Annotated in this window: 15 protein-coding genes; 4 read left to right on the top strand and 11 right to left on the bottom strand. The window is 67.8% G+C overall.

Going from position 1 to position 15,835, the window contains the following annotated elements:
* The first annotated feature begins 35 nt into the window (after positions 1 to 35).
* Entirely contained in the window at positions 36 to 2,111 is a 2,076-nt protein-coding gene (locus BBA86_RS04425; protein ID WP_065570469.1) for an alpha-1,4-glucan--maltose-1-phosphate maltosyltransferase, read from the top strand.
* On the top strand, positions 2,108 to 4,243 hold the full coding sequence (glgB, locus tag BBA86_RS04420; RefSeq protein ID WP_065570468.1) for a 1,4-alpha-glucan branching protein GlgB: 2,136 nt from the start codon (positions 2,108 to 2,110) through the stop codon (positions 4,241 to 4,243). Before BBA86_RS04425 ends, glgB begins: the two co-directional genes overlap by 4 nt.
* Before the next feature lie 42 nt (positions 4,244 to 4,285).
* Here glgB and BBA86_RS04415 read toward each other — a convergent pair whose 3' ends face one another.
* A complete protein-coding gene (locus BBA86_RS04415) occupies positions 4,286 to 5,224 on the bottom strand; it encodes a tetratricopeptide repeat protein (protein ID WP_065570467.1) in 939 nt (312 codons plus the stop codon).
* Positions 5,221 to 6,999, bottom strand: coding sequence for a glycosyl transferase (locus tag BBA86_RS04410; RefSeq protein WP_223247023.1), 1,779 nt, complete (start codon positions 6,997 to 6,999; stop codon positions 5,221 to 5,223). The genes BBA86_RS04415 and BBA86_RS04410 overlap by 4 nt, the downstream gene beginning before the upstream one ends.
* 157 nt (positions 7,000 to 7,156) lie before the next feature.
* Between BBA86_RS04410 and BBA86_RS04405 the strand changes: the two genes are divergently transcribed.
* The gene (locus BBA86_RS04405) at positions 7,157 to 8,230 is read left to right on the top strand and encodes an AI-2E family transporter (RefSeq protein WP_065570465.1); all 1,074 of its coding nucleotides are present in this window, start codon (positions 7,157 to 7,159) and stop codon (positions 8,228 to 8,230) included.
* Positions 8,231 to 8,232: 2 nt separating this feature from the next.
* Here the strand turns inward: BBA86_RS04405 and BBA86_RS04400 are convergent, their stop codons facing one another.
* The 8 genes from BBA86_RS04400 to rpsB all read right to left on the bottom strand — a co-directional run bounded on the left by BBA86_RS04400 (position 8,233) and on the right by rpsB (position 14,086).
* Positions 8,233 to 8,514 carry a hypothetical protein gene (locus tag BBA86_RS04400; protein WP_065570464.1) on the bottom strand — a complete coding sequence of 94 codons (282 nt, stop codon included), beginning with the start codon at positions 8,512 to 8,514 and terminating at the stop codon, positions 8,233 to 8,235.
* A 4-nt stretch (positions 8,515 to 8,518) separates the two neighbouring features.
* Positions 8,519 to 9,256, bottom strand: coding sequence for a phage tail tip lysozyme (locus tag BBA86_RS04395; RefSeq protein ID WP_065570463.1), 738 nt, complete (start codon positions 9,254 to 9,256; stop codon positions 8,519 to 8,521).
* A gap of 43 nt (positions 9,257 to 9,299) precedes the next feature.
* Positions 9,300 to 9,857 carry a DivIVA domain-containing protein gene (locus tag BBA86_RS04390; protein ID WP_065570462.1) on the bottom strand — a complete coding sequence of 186 codons (558 nt, stop codon included), beginning with the start codon at positions 9,855 to 9,857 and terminating at the stop codon, positions 9,300 to 9,302.
* The gene (locus tag BBA86_RS04385; protein WP_223247022.1) at positions 9,854 to 10,774 is read right to left on the bottom strand and encodes a phosphatidate cytidylyltransferase; all 921 of its coding nucleotides are present in this window, start codon (positions 10,772 to 10,774) and stop codon (positions 9,854 to 9,856) included. Before BBA86_RS04385 ends, BBA86_RS04390 begins: the two co-directional genes overlap by 4 nt.
* A 118-nt stretch (positions 10,775 to 10,892) precedes the next feature.
* Entirely contained in the window at positions 10,893 to 11,447 is a 555-nt protein-coding gene (gene frr, locus BBA86_RS04380) for a ribosome recycling factor (protein WP_065570460.1), read from the bottom strand.
* A 56-nt stretch (positions 11,448 to 11,503) separates the two neighbouring features.
* Positions 11,504 to 12,223 carry a UMP kinase gene (gene pyrH, locus BBA86_RS04375; RefSeq protein ID WP_065570459.1) on the bottom strand — a complete coding sequence of 240 codons (720 nt, stop codon included), beginning with the start codon at positions 12,221 to 12,223 and terminating at the stop codon, positions 11,504 to 11,506.
* Positions 12,224 to 12,310: 87 nt separating this feature from the next.
* The gene (gene tsf, locus BBA86_RS04370; RefSeq protein WP_065570458.1) at positions 12,311 to 13,138 is read right to left on the bottom strand and encodes a translation elongation factor Ts; all 828 of its coding nucleotides are present in this window, start codon (positions 13,136 to 13,138) and stop codon (positions 12,311 to 12,313) included.
* Positions 13,139 to 13,216: 78 nt separating this feature from the next.
* The gene (rpsB, locus tag BBA86_RS04365; RefSeq protein WP_065570457.1) at positions 13,217 to 14,086 is read right to left on the bottom strand and encodes a 30S ribosomal protein S2; all 870 of its coding nucleotides are present in this window, start codon (positions 14,084 to 14,086) and stop codon (positions 13,217 to 13,219) included.
* Between the two features lie 287 nt (positions 14,087 to 14,373).
* On the opposite strand from rpsB, the gene BBA86_RS04360 reads away from it, so the two are divergent.
* Positions 14,374 to 14,865 (top strand): murein hydrolase activator EnvC family protein, encoded by a 492-nt coding sequence (locus BBA86_RS04360; RefSeq protein WP_065570456.1) that lies wholly within the window; start codon positions 14,374 to 14,376, stop codon positions 14,863 to 14,865.
* 12 nt (positions 14,866 to 14,877) lie between these two features.
* On the opposite strand, the gene BBA86_RS04355 is transcribed toward BBA86_RS04360, so the two are convergent.
* Positions 14,878 to 15,777: a tyrosine recombinase XerC gene (locus BBA86_RS04355; RefSeq protein ID WP_065570455.1), complete on the bottom strand. Its 900-nt coding sequence runs from the start codon at positions 15,775 to 15,777 to the stop codon at positions 14,878 to 14,880.
* Between the last annotated feature and the right edge of the window lie 58 nt (positions 15,778 to 15,835).

The raw sequence follows: 15,835 nt of genomic DNA, 5'->3' as shown, positions 1-15,835 counted from the left end.
TTTCCGGGTCGGCTCCGCGACGGTAGGTTCAGAGCGTGGCCTCACAGATCTCCCCCGCTTCCGTCCGCAGCTCCGCAGAGATCCCGCTTCGCCCGGCGAAGGCGACCCGGAAGGATGCCGGCATCCGCAACGGCCGGATCCCGATCGCGTCGCACCGTCCCAGCGTTCCCGGCGGCCGGTTCGCGCCGTCGGCATTCGTCGGAGAAGCCGTTCCGTTCACCGTCGCGGCTTTTCGAGAAGGCCACGACCGGATCGGCGTCCATCTGCGGCTCACCTCACCGTCGGGTACCGCGACGTTGCACCGGCTGGAGCCGCTCGAGGACGGCTTCGACACGTGGCGGGTGAGCGTCGCCCCTTTGGAGCAGGGCATCTGGAAGTTCCGTTTCGAGACGTTCGGCGACGACTACGCGACATGGCGGCATGCGGCGGACGTGAAGATCGCTGCGGGGGTCGACCCGATCCTCATGCGCGAGATGGGTGCGCGCCTGTTCGACCGCGCCGCCACGGAGAAGACGCGCCCCGCCGATGAGCGAGGCGCCCTGACCGCGGCGGCTCGCACGCTGCGGGACGAGAACGTCGACGACGCCGCGGCGCTCACCGTCGTGCGCGACCCGGGCATCGCGCGGGCGTTCGCCGACCGGCCCGCGATCTCGTTGCACACGCTGCACGAGGAGAACACGCTCCTCGTCGAGCGCGAGCGGGCGGGGGTGGGCGCCTGGTACGAATTCTTCCCGCGTTCCGAAGGCGCGGAGAGGATGCCGGACGGTACCGTCCGCAGTGGCACCTTCCGCACCGCGGCGAAGCGTCTTCCCGGCGTCGCCGCGATGGGCTTCGACGTCGTCTACCTCCCCCCGATCCACCCGATCGGCGAAGTGAACCGCAAGGGTCCGAACAACACCCTCGACGCAAGTCCGGGCGATCCGGGCTCCCCCTGGGCGATCGGCTCCGCCGCGGGCGGGCACGATGCCGTGCACCCGGACCTCGGCACACTCGAGGACTTCCGTGCCTTCGTCGACGCCGCGGCAGCTCACGGGCTCGAGATCGCGCTCGACCTCGCTCTTCAGGCCGCGCCCGATCATCCCTGGGTCACGGAACACCCCGAATGGTTCACCACCCTTCCGGACGGGTCGATCGCGTTCGCCGAGAACCCCCCGAAGAAGTACCAGGACATCTACCCGGTGAACTTCGACAACGACCCGGAGGGCATCCGCGCCGAAGTCCTCCGGATCGTCGAGCACTGGATCCGGCAGGGGGTGAGCATCTTCCGAGTCGACAACCCGCACACCAAGCCGTTGCAGTTCTGGGAATGGCTCATCCGTACCGTGAACGCCAAGCACCCCGACGTCGTGTTCCTCGCCGAGGCGTTCACGCGCCCGATGCCGATGCGCGCTCTCGCGCAGAGCGGATTCCAGCAGAGCTACTCGTACTTCACGTGGCGGAACACCAAGACGGAGCTCGAGGAGTTCTTCGCGTCCATCTCCGACGAGACAGCGGACTTCATGCGTCCGAACCTCTTCGTCAACACTCCCGACATCCTCACCGAGTACCTGCAGTTCGGCGGTCGCCCGGCCTACCGCATCCGTGCGGCGTTGGCCGCGACGGCCGGTGGCAGCTACGGCGTCTACGCCGGCTACGAGCTCTACGAGAACGTGGCGCGCCCCGGCTCCGAAGAGAACATCGACAACGAGAAGTACGAGTACAAGTTCCGCGACTGGGAATCCGCCGAAGCGGCAGGCGATTCGCTCGCACCGTACCTGCGTCGTCTCAATGAGATCCGCCGTGCGCACCCCGCGCTCCGGCAGTTGCGCGGACTGCATCTTCTGGGAACCGACGACGACGCGATCATCGCCTACGCCAAGAACCTGCCGGCATCCCTCTCGCCGAACGGGGAGTCCGACACTCTCATCGTCGTCGCGAACGTCGACCCGCACTCGACCCGCGAGACGACGGTCCATGTCGACTCGGAGCTCTGGGGCCTCCCCCGCGGTCACGACTACGACGTCGAGGACTTGCTCACGGGCGCACGGTGGACCTGGAACGAACACAACTACGTCCGTCTCGACGCGTTCGCCGAACCCGTCCACATCCTCCACGTGAAGGCACGCTCATGACCCGTCCCGATGACTCGATCCTGGATGCCGTCGGCGCCGGCGCTTACCATGCCCCCCACGATGTGCTCGGCCCCCACCAGGAGGGCGACGAGTGGGTCATCCGCGCTCGCCGCCCCTTCGCCCAGACGGTGACCGCCGTCCTCGCCGACGGCGCCCGTGTCGAGCTCCGGCACGTGCGTGCGGGTGTCTGGGAGGGCGAGGCCACGGCCCAGCCCACCGCCTACGACATCGTCGCGACCTACGAGGGTGCTCCCGACTACCGCGTCGACGACCCGTACCGGCACCTACCGACGGTCGGCGAGGTGGACCTTCACCTCATCCGGGAGGGGCGCCACGAGCAGCTCTGGAAGGTGCTCGGTGCTCACGTACGGCACTACGACGCGCTGAGCGGGGTGTCCTTCGCCGTGTGGGCCCCCAACGCACGCGCCGTCCGCGTCGTCGGAGATCTCAACGGCTGGGACGGGACGCAGCACGCCATGCGCTCCTTGGGTTCCACCGGCGTCTGGGAACTGTTCGTTCCGGGGATCGGCGTCGGGTCCGCGTACAAGTTCGAGATCCTCACCGCCGACGGGCAGTGGGTGATGAAGGCCGACCCGATGGCGCGCCGCGCAGAAGTACCGCCCGCGACGGCATCCGTCGTCACCGAGAGCGAGTACACCTGGTCCGACGATGAGTGGCTCGCCGACCGTGCGAACGGATCGGTGCACGATAGGCCGATGTCGACCTACGAGCTCCACCTCGGCTCGTGGCGTCCCGGTCTCGGCTACCGCGAGGCCGCCGACGAGCTCGTCGACTACGTCGGTGCGCAGGGTTTCACGCACATCGAGTTCCTGCCGCTCGCGGAGCACCCCTTCGGTGGGTCGTGGGGCTACCAGGTCACCGGCTATTACGCGCCGACGAGCCGGTTCGGCACGCCCGATGAGCTCCGGTACCTCATCGACCGCCTCCACCAGGCGGGTATCGGCGTGATCATGGACTGGGTCCCCGGTCACTTCCCGAAAGACGCCTTCGCGCTCGCGCGCTTCGATGGCGCTCCCCTGTACGAGCACCCCGACCCGCGTCGCGGTGAACACCGGGACTGGGGCACCTACATCTTCGACTACGGCCGCAACGAGGTGCGGAACTTCCTCGTCGCCAACGCGCTGTACTGGTTCGAGGAGTTCCACGTCGACGGGCTGCGGGTCGACGCCGTCGCCTCGATGCTCTACCTCGACTACTCCCGTGAAGAGGGCCAGTGGGAGCCGAACATCCACGGCGGCCGCGAGAACCTCGAGGCGATGCGTTTCCTGCAGGAGGTCAACGCCACGGCCTACAAGCGCTACCCCGGCATCGCGATGATCGCCGAGGAGTCGACGAGCTTCCCGGGAGTGACCGCGCCGACCAGCCAGGGCGGTCTCGGCTTCGGCTTCAAGTGGAACATGGGCTGGATGAACGATTCGCTCGTGTACATCGGCCGCGACCCGCTGTACCGATCGCACCACGAGGGCGAGCTCTCGTTCTCCTTCGTCTACGCCTTCAGCGAGAACTTCGTCCTGCCGATCAGCCACGACGAGGTCGTGCACGGCAAGGGATCGCTGTTCACCCGGATGCCGGGCGACCACTGGCAGCAGCTTGCCAACATGCGAGCGTTCCTCGCGTACATGTGGGGGCACCCCGGCAAGCAGCTGCTGTTCATGGGCCAGGAATTCGGGCAGATGTCCGAGTGGTCCGAGGGACGCGGGCTCGACTGGTGGATGCTGGATCAGCCCGCGCACCAGCAGCTGCAGCACTTCGTGTCAGCGCTCAACCACACCTATCGCGCGGAGTCGCCCCTGTGGGCGCGCGACAGCGATGGATCGGCGTTCAGTCGCGTGTGGCCGCACTCCCCCGACAGCAGTGTGCTCGGGTTCGCGCGGCGCGACGACGACGGCGGGACCGTTGTCGTCCTCTGCAACTTCGCCGGTTCCCCGCGCCACGACGTGCACCTCACGCTCCCAGAGACCGGTGCGTGGGCGGAGATCCTCAACTCCGACGCACAGGAGTTCGGCGGGTCGGGCGTCGGGAACTTCGGCGGCGTGACGACGGATGCCGACGGCACCGCGCAGGTGACCCTGCCCCCGCTCGGCGTGCTCTGGCTCCGCCACGACGGCTGACCGATCGACGGGGTCCGGGAGCGTCCCGGACCCCGTCGATCGTCAGAAGAGCAGGCTCGCGAGGCGGCCTCGGGCACGGATGACGCGCGGATCCGCGTCGCCGACGACGCCGAAGAGTTCGAGCAGACGCTCCCGAACGGGTGCGCGCTCCTCGGAGGGCAGCTCGGCGAACAGGTCGAGCAGCCGGGCGAACGCGTCGTCGACGTGTCCCCCGGCGAGGTCGAGATCCGCGACGTCGAACTGAGCGCGGATATCGTGCGGCGCCGCTGCGGCCGCTGCTCGCGCTTCACCGAGATCGAGATGCTGGACCCGGGAGAGCAGGTGGACCTGCGCCAAACCCGCCTTCGCGTCATCATCGCGCGGGTTTTCGGTCAGAGCCTGCTCGTACGCCGAGGCCGCGGCGGTGTAGTCGCCGGCCTCGATTGCATCGAAGGCGGCCTGGTGAAGGGGCGGAAGCGCGGGTGCCTGCGGTTCGCCGTCCTCCGGTGCCGGGTCGACGGGAACCGCGCCGGTGACCCCGTGCTGGGCGGCGAGCTGGAGCAGTTGCGTGAAGACCTCGCGGACCTGCGCCTCCGGCACCGCACCGGTGAACAGCTGAACGGGCTGTCCGGCCACGAGGCCGACCACCAGAGGGATCGACTGCGCACGGAAGCTCTGCGCGAGCTGCGGGTTCGCATCGACGTCGACCTTGGCGAGGACCAGGCGTCCCCCGAGCTCTGTGATGACCTTCTCGATCACGGGGCTCAGCTGCTTGCACGGCCCGCACCAGTCCGCCCAGAGGTCGACGACGACCGGAACGGTCCGTGAGAGCTCGAGCACCTGGCCGAAGTCCGCATCTGTGACGTCGAAGACGAGACGGGATGCCGGAGCCTGGCCATCGCCCGAGGCTCCCGGCGCGACGGATTGAGCAGGAGGACGATTGCGAAGGGACGAGAGGTCGACGGCACCGCGCATGACGGCACCGGGGGCGGGAGTGCTCACTCTTTCTTAACCACCTTGGCGTCGAGGACGTTGGAACGGGAGGCGAGCAGCTGGATCTTCTCGTTGGATCCCTGCGCAGGGACGAAGAAGTACAGCTGGTCGGTGTACTGCGTGCGGAAACCGGTGCTCGATTGCGACACACCCGAGAGAGCCTTCACCACGACGTTGTCCCCGAGTTTGATGACGGCATCGTCGTCGGTCGGGACGATCGTTTCGTTCTCCGTCACCGTGACCGCGACGATCGCTCCGCTGTCGAGAGTGACCAGGGACAGCGGATCGGAGGGTCCGGCTTCCGCCTTGAAGGACACGCGTCCGGTCTTCTCGCCGGTCTCGTTGAAGTTCTTCAGCAGCGTCGCCCGATTCTCCGCCACGAGCGAGCGGAAGGTGTCGGTCTTCTCGTCGAACATTCCGGCGAACTCGCTCTTGGCACCCTTGTCCAGGACGTCCGCGTACGCGGCGGCCAGGTCCTTCGGCGGCATGAGCAGGAACGGCGAGTTGGGTTCCACCGCTACGGCTCCGACGTACTTGGCGGCCAGGTTCATGCTGGCATCGGCGCGAAGACTCGAGACGTAGGCCACTTTGTATTCAGACCACGGGTTCTCCTGCGTGGCCGTCATCATCGTGCCGACCCCGTCCGCGTCCTCGACCACTGCGAGGAACATGCGGGGCCAGTCGTTCTTGGCCTGGGGCAGGAACGCTGTCATGTCCCCGGACGGGATCGCCGGCAGCGGCTCCGCTTTCGGCAGCTCCTTCCGGAGGCGGTAACTCGTCTCACGCTCCACGAGCGCCGGTCCGGTCAACCGCACCGCCGCGGCCTTGGCGTCGTTCGCCTTGTCTGCAGCGGCGACCTGCTCAGCGATCCGTGACAGGATTCGCTCGGCCTGCGTCTGCGTGACGGCGGGCGCGCCCTGTCCTTCGGGAACGATCACCGACGCGGTAGGCGAGGGAGTGCTCTCGGGCTGCAGATCCGGCCACGCCTCCGGCGAGCAGCCGGTGAACGCGAGGCCTCCGACCACGATGGCCGAGACCGCGATCAGGGGGCGCCGGCCGATGGTCAGTCGACGTCGAGCGGGGGCTGCCGTGATCACGCCCTTCTCCGCTTCCTCCACTGAGAGATCGATCGGCTGCGTGGCTGTCAGTGGAAGGCCCTTACGGCGCGGGCCCCGCGAGCGGCGGACGTGTCGAAGGGCGAGGATGTAGAGGACGAGTCCGACGAGAGCCATCAGGATGCCGCCGGCGAGAAGCGGTCCCGCCCACGGTGTGGTGGCGCCGGTCGGCCAGCTCACACTCATCGTCGCCGGGGCTGCGGAGGTCCCGTCCGAAGCGACGAGGACACTCATATCGGCGGGCAGGCGAAGCGTCGTGGCGAGCGAGCGGTCCTGCTGGAACTCATCGAGCCACAGATCGGATCCCGCTGGCGACGCAGTCGGCGAGTCCTCCTCCGGCGTCACCGACGCGGCGACCGTCTTCGAGACCGGCTCGCCTTCACCGTTCAGCGTGATGTGCTCGTACGTCGTCGGAGCGAGCCACGCAGCCACGTCCTGCGTCCGTCCGTACGCGGCGAAGACCTGGCCGTCCCCTTGGATGCGCAGGGTCTGCGATCCGGGGTGACTGTCGAGGACGGAGCCGTCGATGAGCACGTACGGCGCCGAGCCGTCGGTGGCGATCTTGGCCGTCTCCGTCGTCGGTGCCTCGAGGATCGTGCGCTGAGCCACCCCAGCCCCGATCATCAGCGTGGCAAGTACGAAGGCGATGATCGCCCACACGAATCTCACGAACCGCCGCCCTCCTCCAGCCGGCATCACGGGTGACCGGCAGATCTTCGACATTCCAGCCTAGCGAACGGCGCTGGCAAACGCGTGGGAGGGAGTCGCTGCCCGTGAGGGACCTGGGAGCGAACTAGGGTGAGTGCAGACCTGGGAAGGGGCTGCCGTGAAGATCCAGCATGCGTTTCGCACCGCGCTCGTCGCCACGCTCGGCGTGGGCGTCGGCATCCTCATCCTGACCGGGGTGGAGACGCTGTCGACGGTGCTCCTCTACATCGGGACCGCACTGTTCCTGGCGCTCGGCCTCGACCCCGTGGTCTCCTTCTTCGAACGCAGGGGTCTCCCGCGATGGGGAGCTCTCGTGGCGACGTTCGCCGGGCTCCTGGCCATCGCGACGGCTCTCGTGCTCATCGTGGTGCCTGTCCTCGTGGACCAGATCGCCAAACTCGTGCAGCAGACCCAGAAGCTCGTTCAGAGCGCGGTAGAAGGCCAGTGGAACCCCGTCACCGTCGCGAGCGACTGGCTTTCGCACACGTTCCCGCTGCTCCAGGTGGATATGGTCCTGGGCTACGTGAACGACTGGTGGAACGGGCTCGACTTCGCCGACATCGGCACGTCCCTTGGGACGGGACTCCTGTCCTTCGGCGCCGGCATCGTCGCCTTCGCGACAGGGACGATCATCGTCCTCATCCTCACGATCTACTTCACGGCCTCGATGAGGTCTTTGAAGCGGTCGGTGTATCAGCTCGCCCCGGCATCCAAGCGGGAACGATTCGTCGACCTCTCGGAACAGATCACCGCTTCCGTCGGCTACTACGTCATGGGTCAGGTCGTCCTCGGAGCGATCAACGGCATCCTGAGCGCGGTCTTCCTGTCGATCATCAAGGCACCGTTCCCCGCGGTGCTCGCGGTGATCGCCTTCTTCTTCTCTCTGATCCCACTCGTCGGCACGCTCACCGGCTCGGCCATCATCGTGATCGCGTGCCTCGGCCTCGCCTCCCCGCTGACTGCGCTGGTGGCCCTCATCTGGTATCTCGTGTACATGCAGGTGGAGGCGTACTTCCTCTCGCCCCGCATCATGAGTCGGGCCGTCTCCGTCCCCGGAGCGGTCGTCGTCATCGCCGCGCTGGCGGGCGGATCGCTCCTCGGCCTTCTGGGGGCCCTCATCGCCATCCCGGTGGCCGCGAGCGTGCTGATCATCTATCGCCAGGTGCTGATCCCGCGGCAGAACGAGCTCTGAGCTCAGGCGATCCGCCAACAGGCCGTGTGCCAGTGACGGCGCGCAGCGAGATCCGCAGCGTCGCCGAGAACTCCGTCCGCACGCCAGACGACGACGTGCGCCGTCCCGGAGAGGACCGTGCGCCCGCACCCGGGGCAGACGTACTCCTTCCGCGCTTGCAGAGCCGAGACCGGTTGGACGGTCCATTCCACGCCGCGTCGTCGTTCGGTCCGCTTCCACCCGGCCAGCAGGCGATCGAACGACGGATCGGCTCCGGAGGGCTTACGACGATTGGATCTCGGCATCGGATCAGTACCAGCCCGAGCGCTGCGACTTCCCCCACGCGCCGCACGGCGTTCCATACCGGCCCTGGATGTAGCCGAGACCCCAGGTGATCTGAGTGGCGGGGTTCGTCTCCCAGTCGGAGCCGACCGACGCCATTTTCCGTCCCGGGGTCGCCTGGGCGATGCCGTAGGAACCGCTGGAGGCGTTGTACGCGTTCACACGCCAGCCCGACTCCTTCTTCCAGAGGGCGACGAGGCAGGCGAACTCCGAGTCACCCCAGCCGCGAGCGGTCACCATGTCGTAGGCGATCGCCTGCGCGCTCCCCGGATTCGGAGTGACGAACGGCGGGCTCCATCCCGAGGACGATTTAGAGGAGGACCCGGAGGACGGCTTCTTCGCAGGTGACGGAGGAGGCGTCGGAGTCGGCGGCGGCGTGGGGGTGGGTTTCACGTACACGCTGTACTCACTGGCACGCTCGAGCTCCACGGCCGGAGCGTCGCCCGCGTGATACCGCTGAGCATCCTGTACGGCCGTCGCGTAGAGCGACATCGGATCGAGTTCGGTCGCCTGCGCCTCGCTCGGGAAGGAGACGAGAGGGACGAGGGATGCCGCGACGAAACCAGCTGTCGCCATCACCGAGAACGCGGCGAGAACGCTTCGCTTGCGAGACCACCGGCGGACGGGATCTGCGCGCCGCGATGGACTCGCGACTCGCGACTGGACGCCGGAGCGCCTCGGGCTGATCTCGTTGCCGGAAGTCACAGTCCCCCGATCATATCCGGGCATCCGAACCGTCGCCACGCGATCATCCGACGGACTGCATCACGTCAACGACGGCGTCCAACACCGCATCCACCTGGGCTTCGTCGTATCCGCCGAGCTGCATGCGGAAGGCCACCGTGCGCACCTGTTCGATCGTGAGGCCCTCACCGGCCTCGAGGTAGCGCGCGATCCGACCGGCGACGAGGTCGACTTCGTCGACGCGATACCCGAAGCGCAGCGGCGACACCCGACGGAAGCGACGCCGCGCAGGGCGCGCAAGGCGATCGAGTATCTCCTGCGCGAGCGCCCGGGAGGCGCCCACCCAGGCGCGCGCACCACGCCGGGACATCGCGGCGGCCCGTTCACGCTGCGCGAAAGCGTCTTCGATCCGGGCCAGGGCGGCGTCGACGGCGTCGACGGCGTAGCCGCGCCGGATCAGCGGGAAGGCCGCGGCGCGGACGTCGTCGGAGGTCAGCGTCACCGCGTCGTCTTCGAACGCAGAGCGCGCACTCGAGAGGAACTCGTCCACGGCTGCAGGTTCGTATCCCTTCCGACGTCCGGAGGTCGTAGGGAAGGCGGCGGAGGAGATCAGTTCGGTCATGACAGTGCGCTCAGGGGATTCAGGAGGATGTACAGGGCGAGGCCGGGGACGAGGGAGGGCAGAATCGAGTCGAGTCGGTCGAGCACGCCCCCATGCCCGGGCAGGAACGAACTCATGTCCTTGATGCCGAGGTCGCGTTTGATCAGGGATTCGCCGAGGTCGCCCACCGTCGCAGACACCAGAACGGCGACACCGAGAGCGAGACCGGCCCACAACGGGATCTGGAGCATCAGCACCCCGAGCAGCCCGCCGGCGACGAGGCTGGCGACGACGGCGCCCGCGAATCCTTCCCACGTCTTGTTGGGACTGATACGGGGAGCCATCGGATGCCGTCCGATCGCCACCCCGCTCGCATACGCACCCGTGTCCACCGAGACGGCGATGATCAGCACGGCCAGCAGCCAGAGTTCTCCGTGGTCCTGTCGGAGCAGGACCAGAGCGAGACTGCCGTGGAACACGACGTACAGCTGGATGAGCGCACCGGCGAGGACATCGTTCACCACGTCGCCGTACTTGCGGCCGTCGCCCGCCGCCATCTGAGCCACCAGGCGCCACACGACCACGAGGACCACGGCGGCGAAGATCACGAACCAGTGCGTGAGGTAACCGACGAATGCGGCTCCGAGCATGGCGGCGCCGGCGGCGAACTGGGCGGTCAGATCGATGCGCCGCCCCGCGGCCTGCAACGCACGTGCGAACTCGAACGCTCCCATGAGACACAGAGGGACCGCGAAGGCGATGAACGCCCACTTCCAGAAGAGGAGGGAGCCGAGGACGACGGCGCCGATCGCGAGACCGATGAGCGTCGCCATGATCAGATTGCGACCCGAACGGGCGTTCAACCGTTCGTTCGCCTCTTCGAACTCGACGCGGGCTCGTTCGAACTGGCTCTCGAACTCCGTGCGCGCAGCTTTCACATGCGCCTGGAACGACGATGGGTCGCCGGCCGGCCCCCCTGCACGACGCAGATCGGACCGACTCGAGGACGTATCCGACCCGGTCGCGTCCCCCGATGCGTCTCCGGACATGGCGATATCAGACCTCGAGGAGCTCTGCCTCTTTGCGCTTCAACGCCTCGTCGATCAGGTCGACGTGCGTCTTGGTCACCGCGTCGAGCTCCTTCTCCGCACGCGCGAGATCGTCGTCGCTCACTTCACCCTTGAGCGCGTCGAGTTCGTCCTTCGCCTTGCGACGGATGCCACGCACCTGCACCTTGGCATCCTCCGCCTTGCTCTTGACGAGCTTGACGTACTCCTTGCGGCGGTCCGCCGTCAGCTCCGGCATGGTCACACGGATGACGTTGCCGTCGTTGGACGGGTTGGCGCCGAGGTTCGGCATGTCGCGGACGGCGTGCTCGATGCTCTTCAGCGCCGACTTGTCGTACGGCGTGATGACGAGTGTGCGAGCCTCGAGGGCGTTGAGCGAGGCCAACTGAGCGAGCGGCGTCGGGGTGCCGTAGTACTCGACCATGACCTTCTGGAACAGCTGCGGATTCGCGCGTCCCGTGCGGACGGTCGAGAAGTCCTCTTTCGCAGCCTCGACGGCGCGGTCCATGCGGGTCTTCGTGTCGGCCAGGGTCTCGGCGATCACGGTCTCTCCATTCGTCGGTACGTCCTGTTGAGTCTAGTCGGCGGCCGGGGTGGACCTCAGACGCTGACGAGCGTGCCGATCGATTCGCCGAGGAGCGCGCGGGTGACGTTGCCCGCAGGCTCCATGCCGAACACGCGCATGTCCATGCCGTTGTCCATGCAGAGGCTGAACGCCGTCGAGTCGACGACCTTGAGCCCGCGCTGCAACGCGTCGCGGTAGGTGATGGCATCGAGCTTCTGGGCCGAGGCATCCGTCTTCGGATCAGCCGTGTAGACGCCGTCCACACCGTTCTTGGCCACGAGAACCTCGACCGCACCGATCTCCAGCGCGCGCTGCGCGGCGACCGTATCGGTCGAGAAGTACGGAAGACCCGCGCCGGCGCCGAAGATGACGACACGTCCCTTCTCGAGGTGGCGTTCAGCGCGACGCGGAATGTAGGGCTCGGCGACCTGCGTCATCGAGATCGCCGACTGCACGCGCGTCGCGGCACCGGCCTGCTCGAGGAAGTCCTGCAGGGCGAGCGCGTTCATCACCGTTCCGAGCATGCCCATGTAGTCGGCGCGGCCGCGGTCCATGCCGCGCTGACTCAGCTCCGCTCCGCGGAAGAAGTTCCCGCCGCCGACGACGATTGCCACCTCGACCCGGTCGACCGCCGCGGCGATCTCGCGGGCGATCGCGCCGACCACATCGGGATTGACGCCGAGCTGGCCTGCGCCGAAGGCTTCGCCGGACAGTTTCAGAAGGACGCGACGGCGTCCGGTGTTCTCATCGATCACGCGGTGATCCTCTCGTCTAGGGGGAGACTATCGAACGGCATGGAAAAGGGGTTCGCATCTCTCGATGCGAACCCCTTTTCCATCTGCTTACGCGCCGACCTTGAAGCGGGCGAAGCCGGTGATCGTGATCCCGGCGTCGGCCGCGACCTTGGCGACGGACAGCTTGTTGTCCTTCGCGTAGTCCTGGTCGAGCAGGGCGACCTGCTTGAAGAACGCGTTCACGCGGCCCTCGACGATCTTCGGGAGGGCGGCCTCGGGCTTGCCCTCGTTCCGGGAGATCTCGGTGACGATCTCGCGCTCTTTGTCGACGTCGGCCTCAGGCACCTCATCGCGGGACAGGTACGTCGGGTTCGCGAACGAGATGTGCTGCGCGATCGAGCGAGCGGTCTCCGCGTCGTCACCCGAGTAGGCGACGACCACGCCGACCTGCGGGGGCAGGTCCTTGCTGGTCTTGTGCAGGTAGACCTGGAAGGCGTCTCCGGAGAGGGTGCGAACGCGGCGCAGTTCGACCTTCTCGCCGATGATGGCGGCTTCGTCGGAGATCAAGTCGGCGACCGTCTTGCCACCGGCGTCAGCCGCCAGGGCAGCCTCGGCGGAGTCGGCGCCGGCTGCGGCAGCGGCGTCGAGGACCTTCTCGGACAGTGCGATGAACCGCTCGTTCTTCGCGACGAAGTCGGTCTCGGTGTTCAGCTCGATGAGCGTGACCTTGCCGTCCTGCTCGCGCGCGGCGATCAGTCCCTCGCTCGTGGAGCGGTCGGCACGCTTCGCGTTGCCCTTCGCGCCCTTGAGGCGGAGGATCTCTACGGCCTTCTCGAGGTCGCCCTCGGCCTCCTCGAGCGCCTTCTTCGTGTCGACCATTCCCGTGCCGAGCTGCTCGCGCAGCGCCTTGATGTCGGCGATGGTGAAGTTTGCCATGGGTGGCGGCTCCTCAGTGTGTGGGTGGTTGTTTCCGGACGTCGGCGCCCCGCGGGTGGCGGGGCGCCGACGGGAGGATCACTCGGCGGACTTGGCCTCGGCGGGAGCCTCGGTGGTGTCCTCGGCCGGAGCCTCGGCAGCCTCCTCGGCGGGAGCCTCTGCGGCGGGCGCTTCGGTCTGCTCGGCCGGAGCGGACTCGAGCAGCTCGCGCTCCCAGTCCGCCAGGGGCTCGGCCTCAGCCGACTCGTCGGTCGGGTTGTGGCGCTGGATGAGGCCCTCGGCGGCAGCGTCGGCGATGATGCGCGTCAGCAGGCTGACCGAACGGATCGCGTCGTCGTTACCCGGGATCGGGAACTGGAACTCGTCCGGGTCGGCGTTCGTGTCGAGAATGCCGATGACGGGGATGCCGAGCTTCTTGGCCTCGTCGATGGCGAGGTGCTCGCGCTTGGCGTCGACGACCCAGATGGCCGACGGGGTCTTCTGCAGGTTGCGGATACCACCGAGCGACTTGTGCAGCTTGTCGAGCTCGCGCTTCTTGAGGAGCAGCTCCTTCTTGGTGAAGCCGCTCTCGGAGGGGTTCTCGAAGTCGAGCTCCTCGAGCTCCTTCATGCGTGCGAGACGCTTGGAGACCGTGGAGAAGTTCGTGAGAAGGCCACCGAGCCAGCGCTGGTTCACGAAGGGCTGGCCGACGCGGGTGGCCTGCTCGGCGATGATCTCCTGCGCCTGCTTCTTGGTGCCGACGAAGAGGACGGTGCCGCCGTGGGCGACCGTCTCACGGACGTACTCGTACGCCTTGTCGATGTATCCGAGCGACTGCTGCAGGTCGATGATGTGGATGCCGCTGCGCTCGGTGAGGATGAAGCGCTTGACCTTCGGGTTCCACCGGCGGGTCTGGTGTCCGAAGTGGACGCCGCTGTCGAGCAGCTGGCGAATGGTGACGACGGCCATGGCCGTTCTCCTGTTCTCTGTGGTTGATCGCGCCGGACCGATGGTCGCGGCGAGCCTGGTGCCCGACACGCACCCGCTCCGGGAGGAGACCATTGGGTGGGATGCCGCGTCGTCGATCGACGGAGTCTGATCGAGCCGCTGTGGGCACGCGTAGTCACCCCGACGAGCGAGGTGCTCCACCAGCATAGCAAGAACGGGGGCTCCTCCCCCGCGCACCGCCCGCGGCATCCCTCCCCCGTCGCGCGACGGTTGATTCGCACGCGACCCCATCCCGGCATGATCGACGGATGCCGCGACTCAGCCTCCTCGCCGCCGCCATCACCGTCGTCTTGGCCGTCGGGGCTCCGCCGAGTGCCGGTGCGGGCGATGACGGCATGCCGGACTGGTGGCTCCCGGCTCTGGGCGCGAGTGTGCTCGTGCCGTTCGATGCCTCTGAGCACGACTACGCTGCGGGGCACCGCGGGATCGACATCGGCCCGGTCGACGGTCCGATCCTGGCCCCCGCCGATGGGGTGGTCGCCTTCGCGGGGACGGTCGTCGACCGCGGGGTGGTGTCGATCGACCACGGCGGCGGATGGGTGACGAGCGTCGAGCCGATCGACCCGAGCGTCTCGGTCGGCGAGGTCGTCGCAGCCGGGGATCGCATCGGCACGATTTCCGAAGGCGGTCACGCCCTTCCCGGTTCTCTGCACGTCGGAGTCCGCCGCGACGGTCGATACGTGAACCCGCTGCTCCTCCTCGGCCGGGTTCCGCGCGCAGTACTCCTGCCGTGCTGCTGAGCGTCGCCGCGATCAGGCCCGCGGATGCGCGAGCCGGTAGGCGGCTGCGAGGCGCTCCGTCGATACGTGCGTGTAGATCTGGGTCGTCCCGAGACTCGCGTGCCCGAGCAGCTCCTGCACGGCGCGAAGATCGGCCCCGCCGTCCAGGAGATGCGTGGCGGCCGAGTGTCGCAGCGCGTGTGGCCCGACGGCATCCGCACCCACGACGGGGCCGACGGTGCGTCGGACGACGTCGTACGCGGTCCGCACGCCGAGTCGGCCACCTCTGGCACCGAGGAAGAGTGCGGGCGCAGCAGGGTCGGACAGGAGAGCAGGTCGCCCGCGGACGATCCACGCCTCGAGCGCTCGTTGCGCCGGTGAACCATACGGCACGACGCGCTCCTTGCCGCCCTTGCCCAACACGCGCACGGTCGCCGAGGACCGGTCGAGGGAGACGACATCGAGTCCGCACGCCTCGGATACGCGCAACGCGGCGCCGTAAAGGATCTCGAGGAGCGCAGCGTCACGGAGCGCCAGTGGATCGCCGCTTTCTTCCGCCGCCTCCCGAGTGTCATCGAGCAGCTGGGTCAGCGACTGCGAGGAGGCGACCGCAGGGAGAGTGCGTCCCCGTTTGGGCGTGACGAGGCGGAGGCTGGGATCGTCCGGGCGCATGCCCTCTCCTGTCACCCACGCGAAGAAGCCCCGTACCGAGGCCGTTCGCCGGGCGAGACTCGTGCGGGCCACGCCGCGCTGAGTCGCTTCCCACAGCCATTCGCGGAGATGCTCGACATCGATATCGGCGAGCTCCGGATCTCCCAGGGAGGCCGTGAGATCGGAGAGATCGGAACGGTACGCGCGCACCGTGGCGGAAGACAGCCGGCGCACGCGTCCGACGTGCTCGATGTAGAGCCGCACCGCCGATGACAAACGCACCGGACCAGCATGCCGCGCCGACCACACGGACGCGCCCAGGCGTGCCGCTCGCGGGGTG

Origin of the sequence: Microbacterium oleivorans, from assembly GCF_001691565.1 — a bacterium.
GTDB lineage: Bacteria > Actinomycetota > Actinomycetes > Actinomycetales > Microbacteriaceae > Microbacterium > Microbacterium oleivorans_B.
The sequence above is the reverse complement of the archived record's forward strand: the minus strand, read 5'-3'. Positions and strand labels throughout refer to the sequence as shown.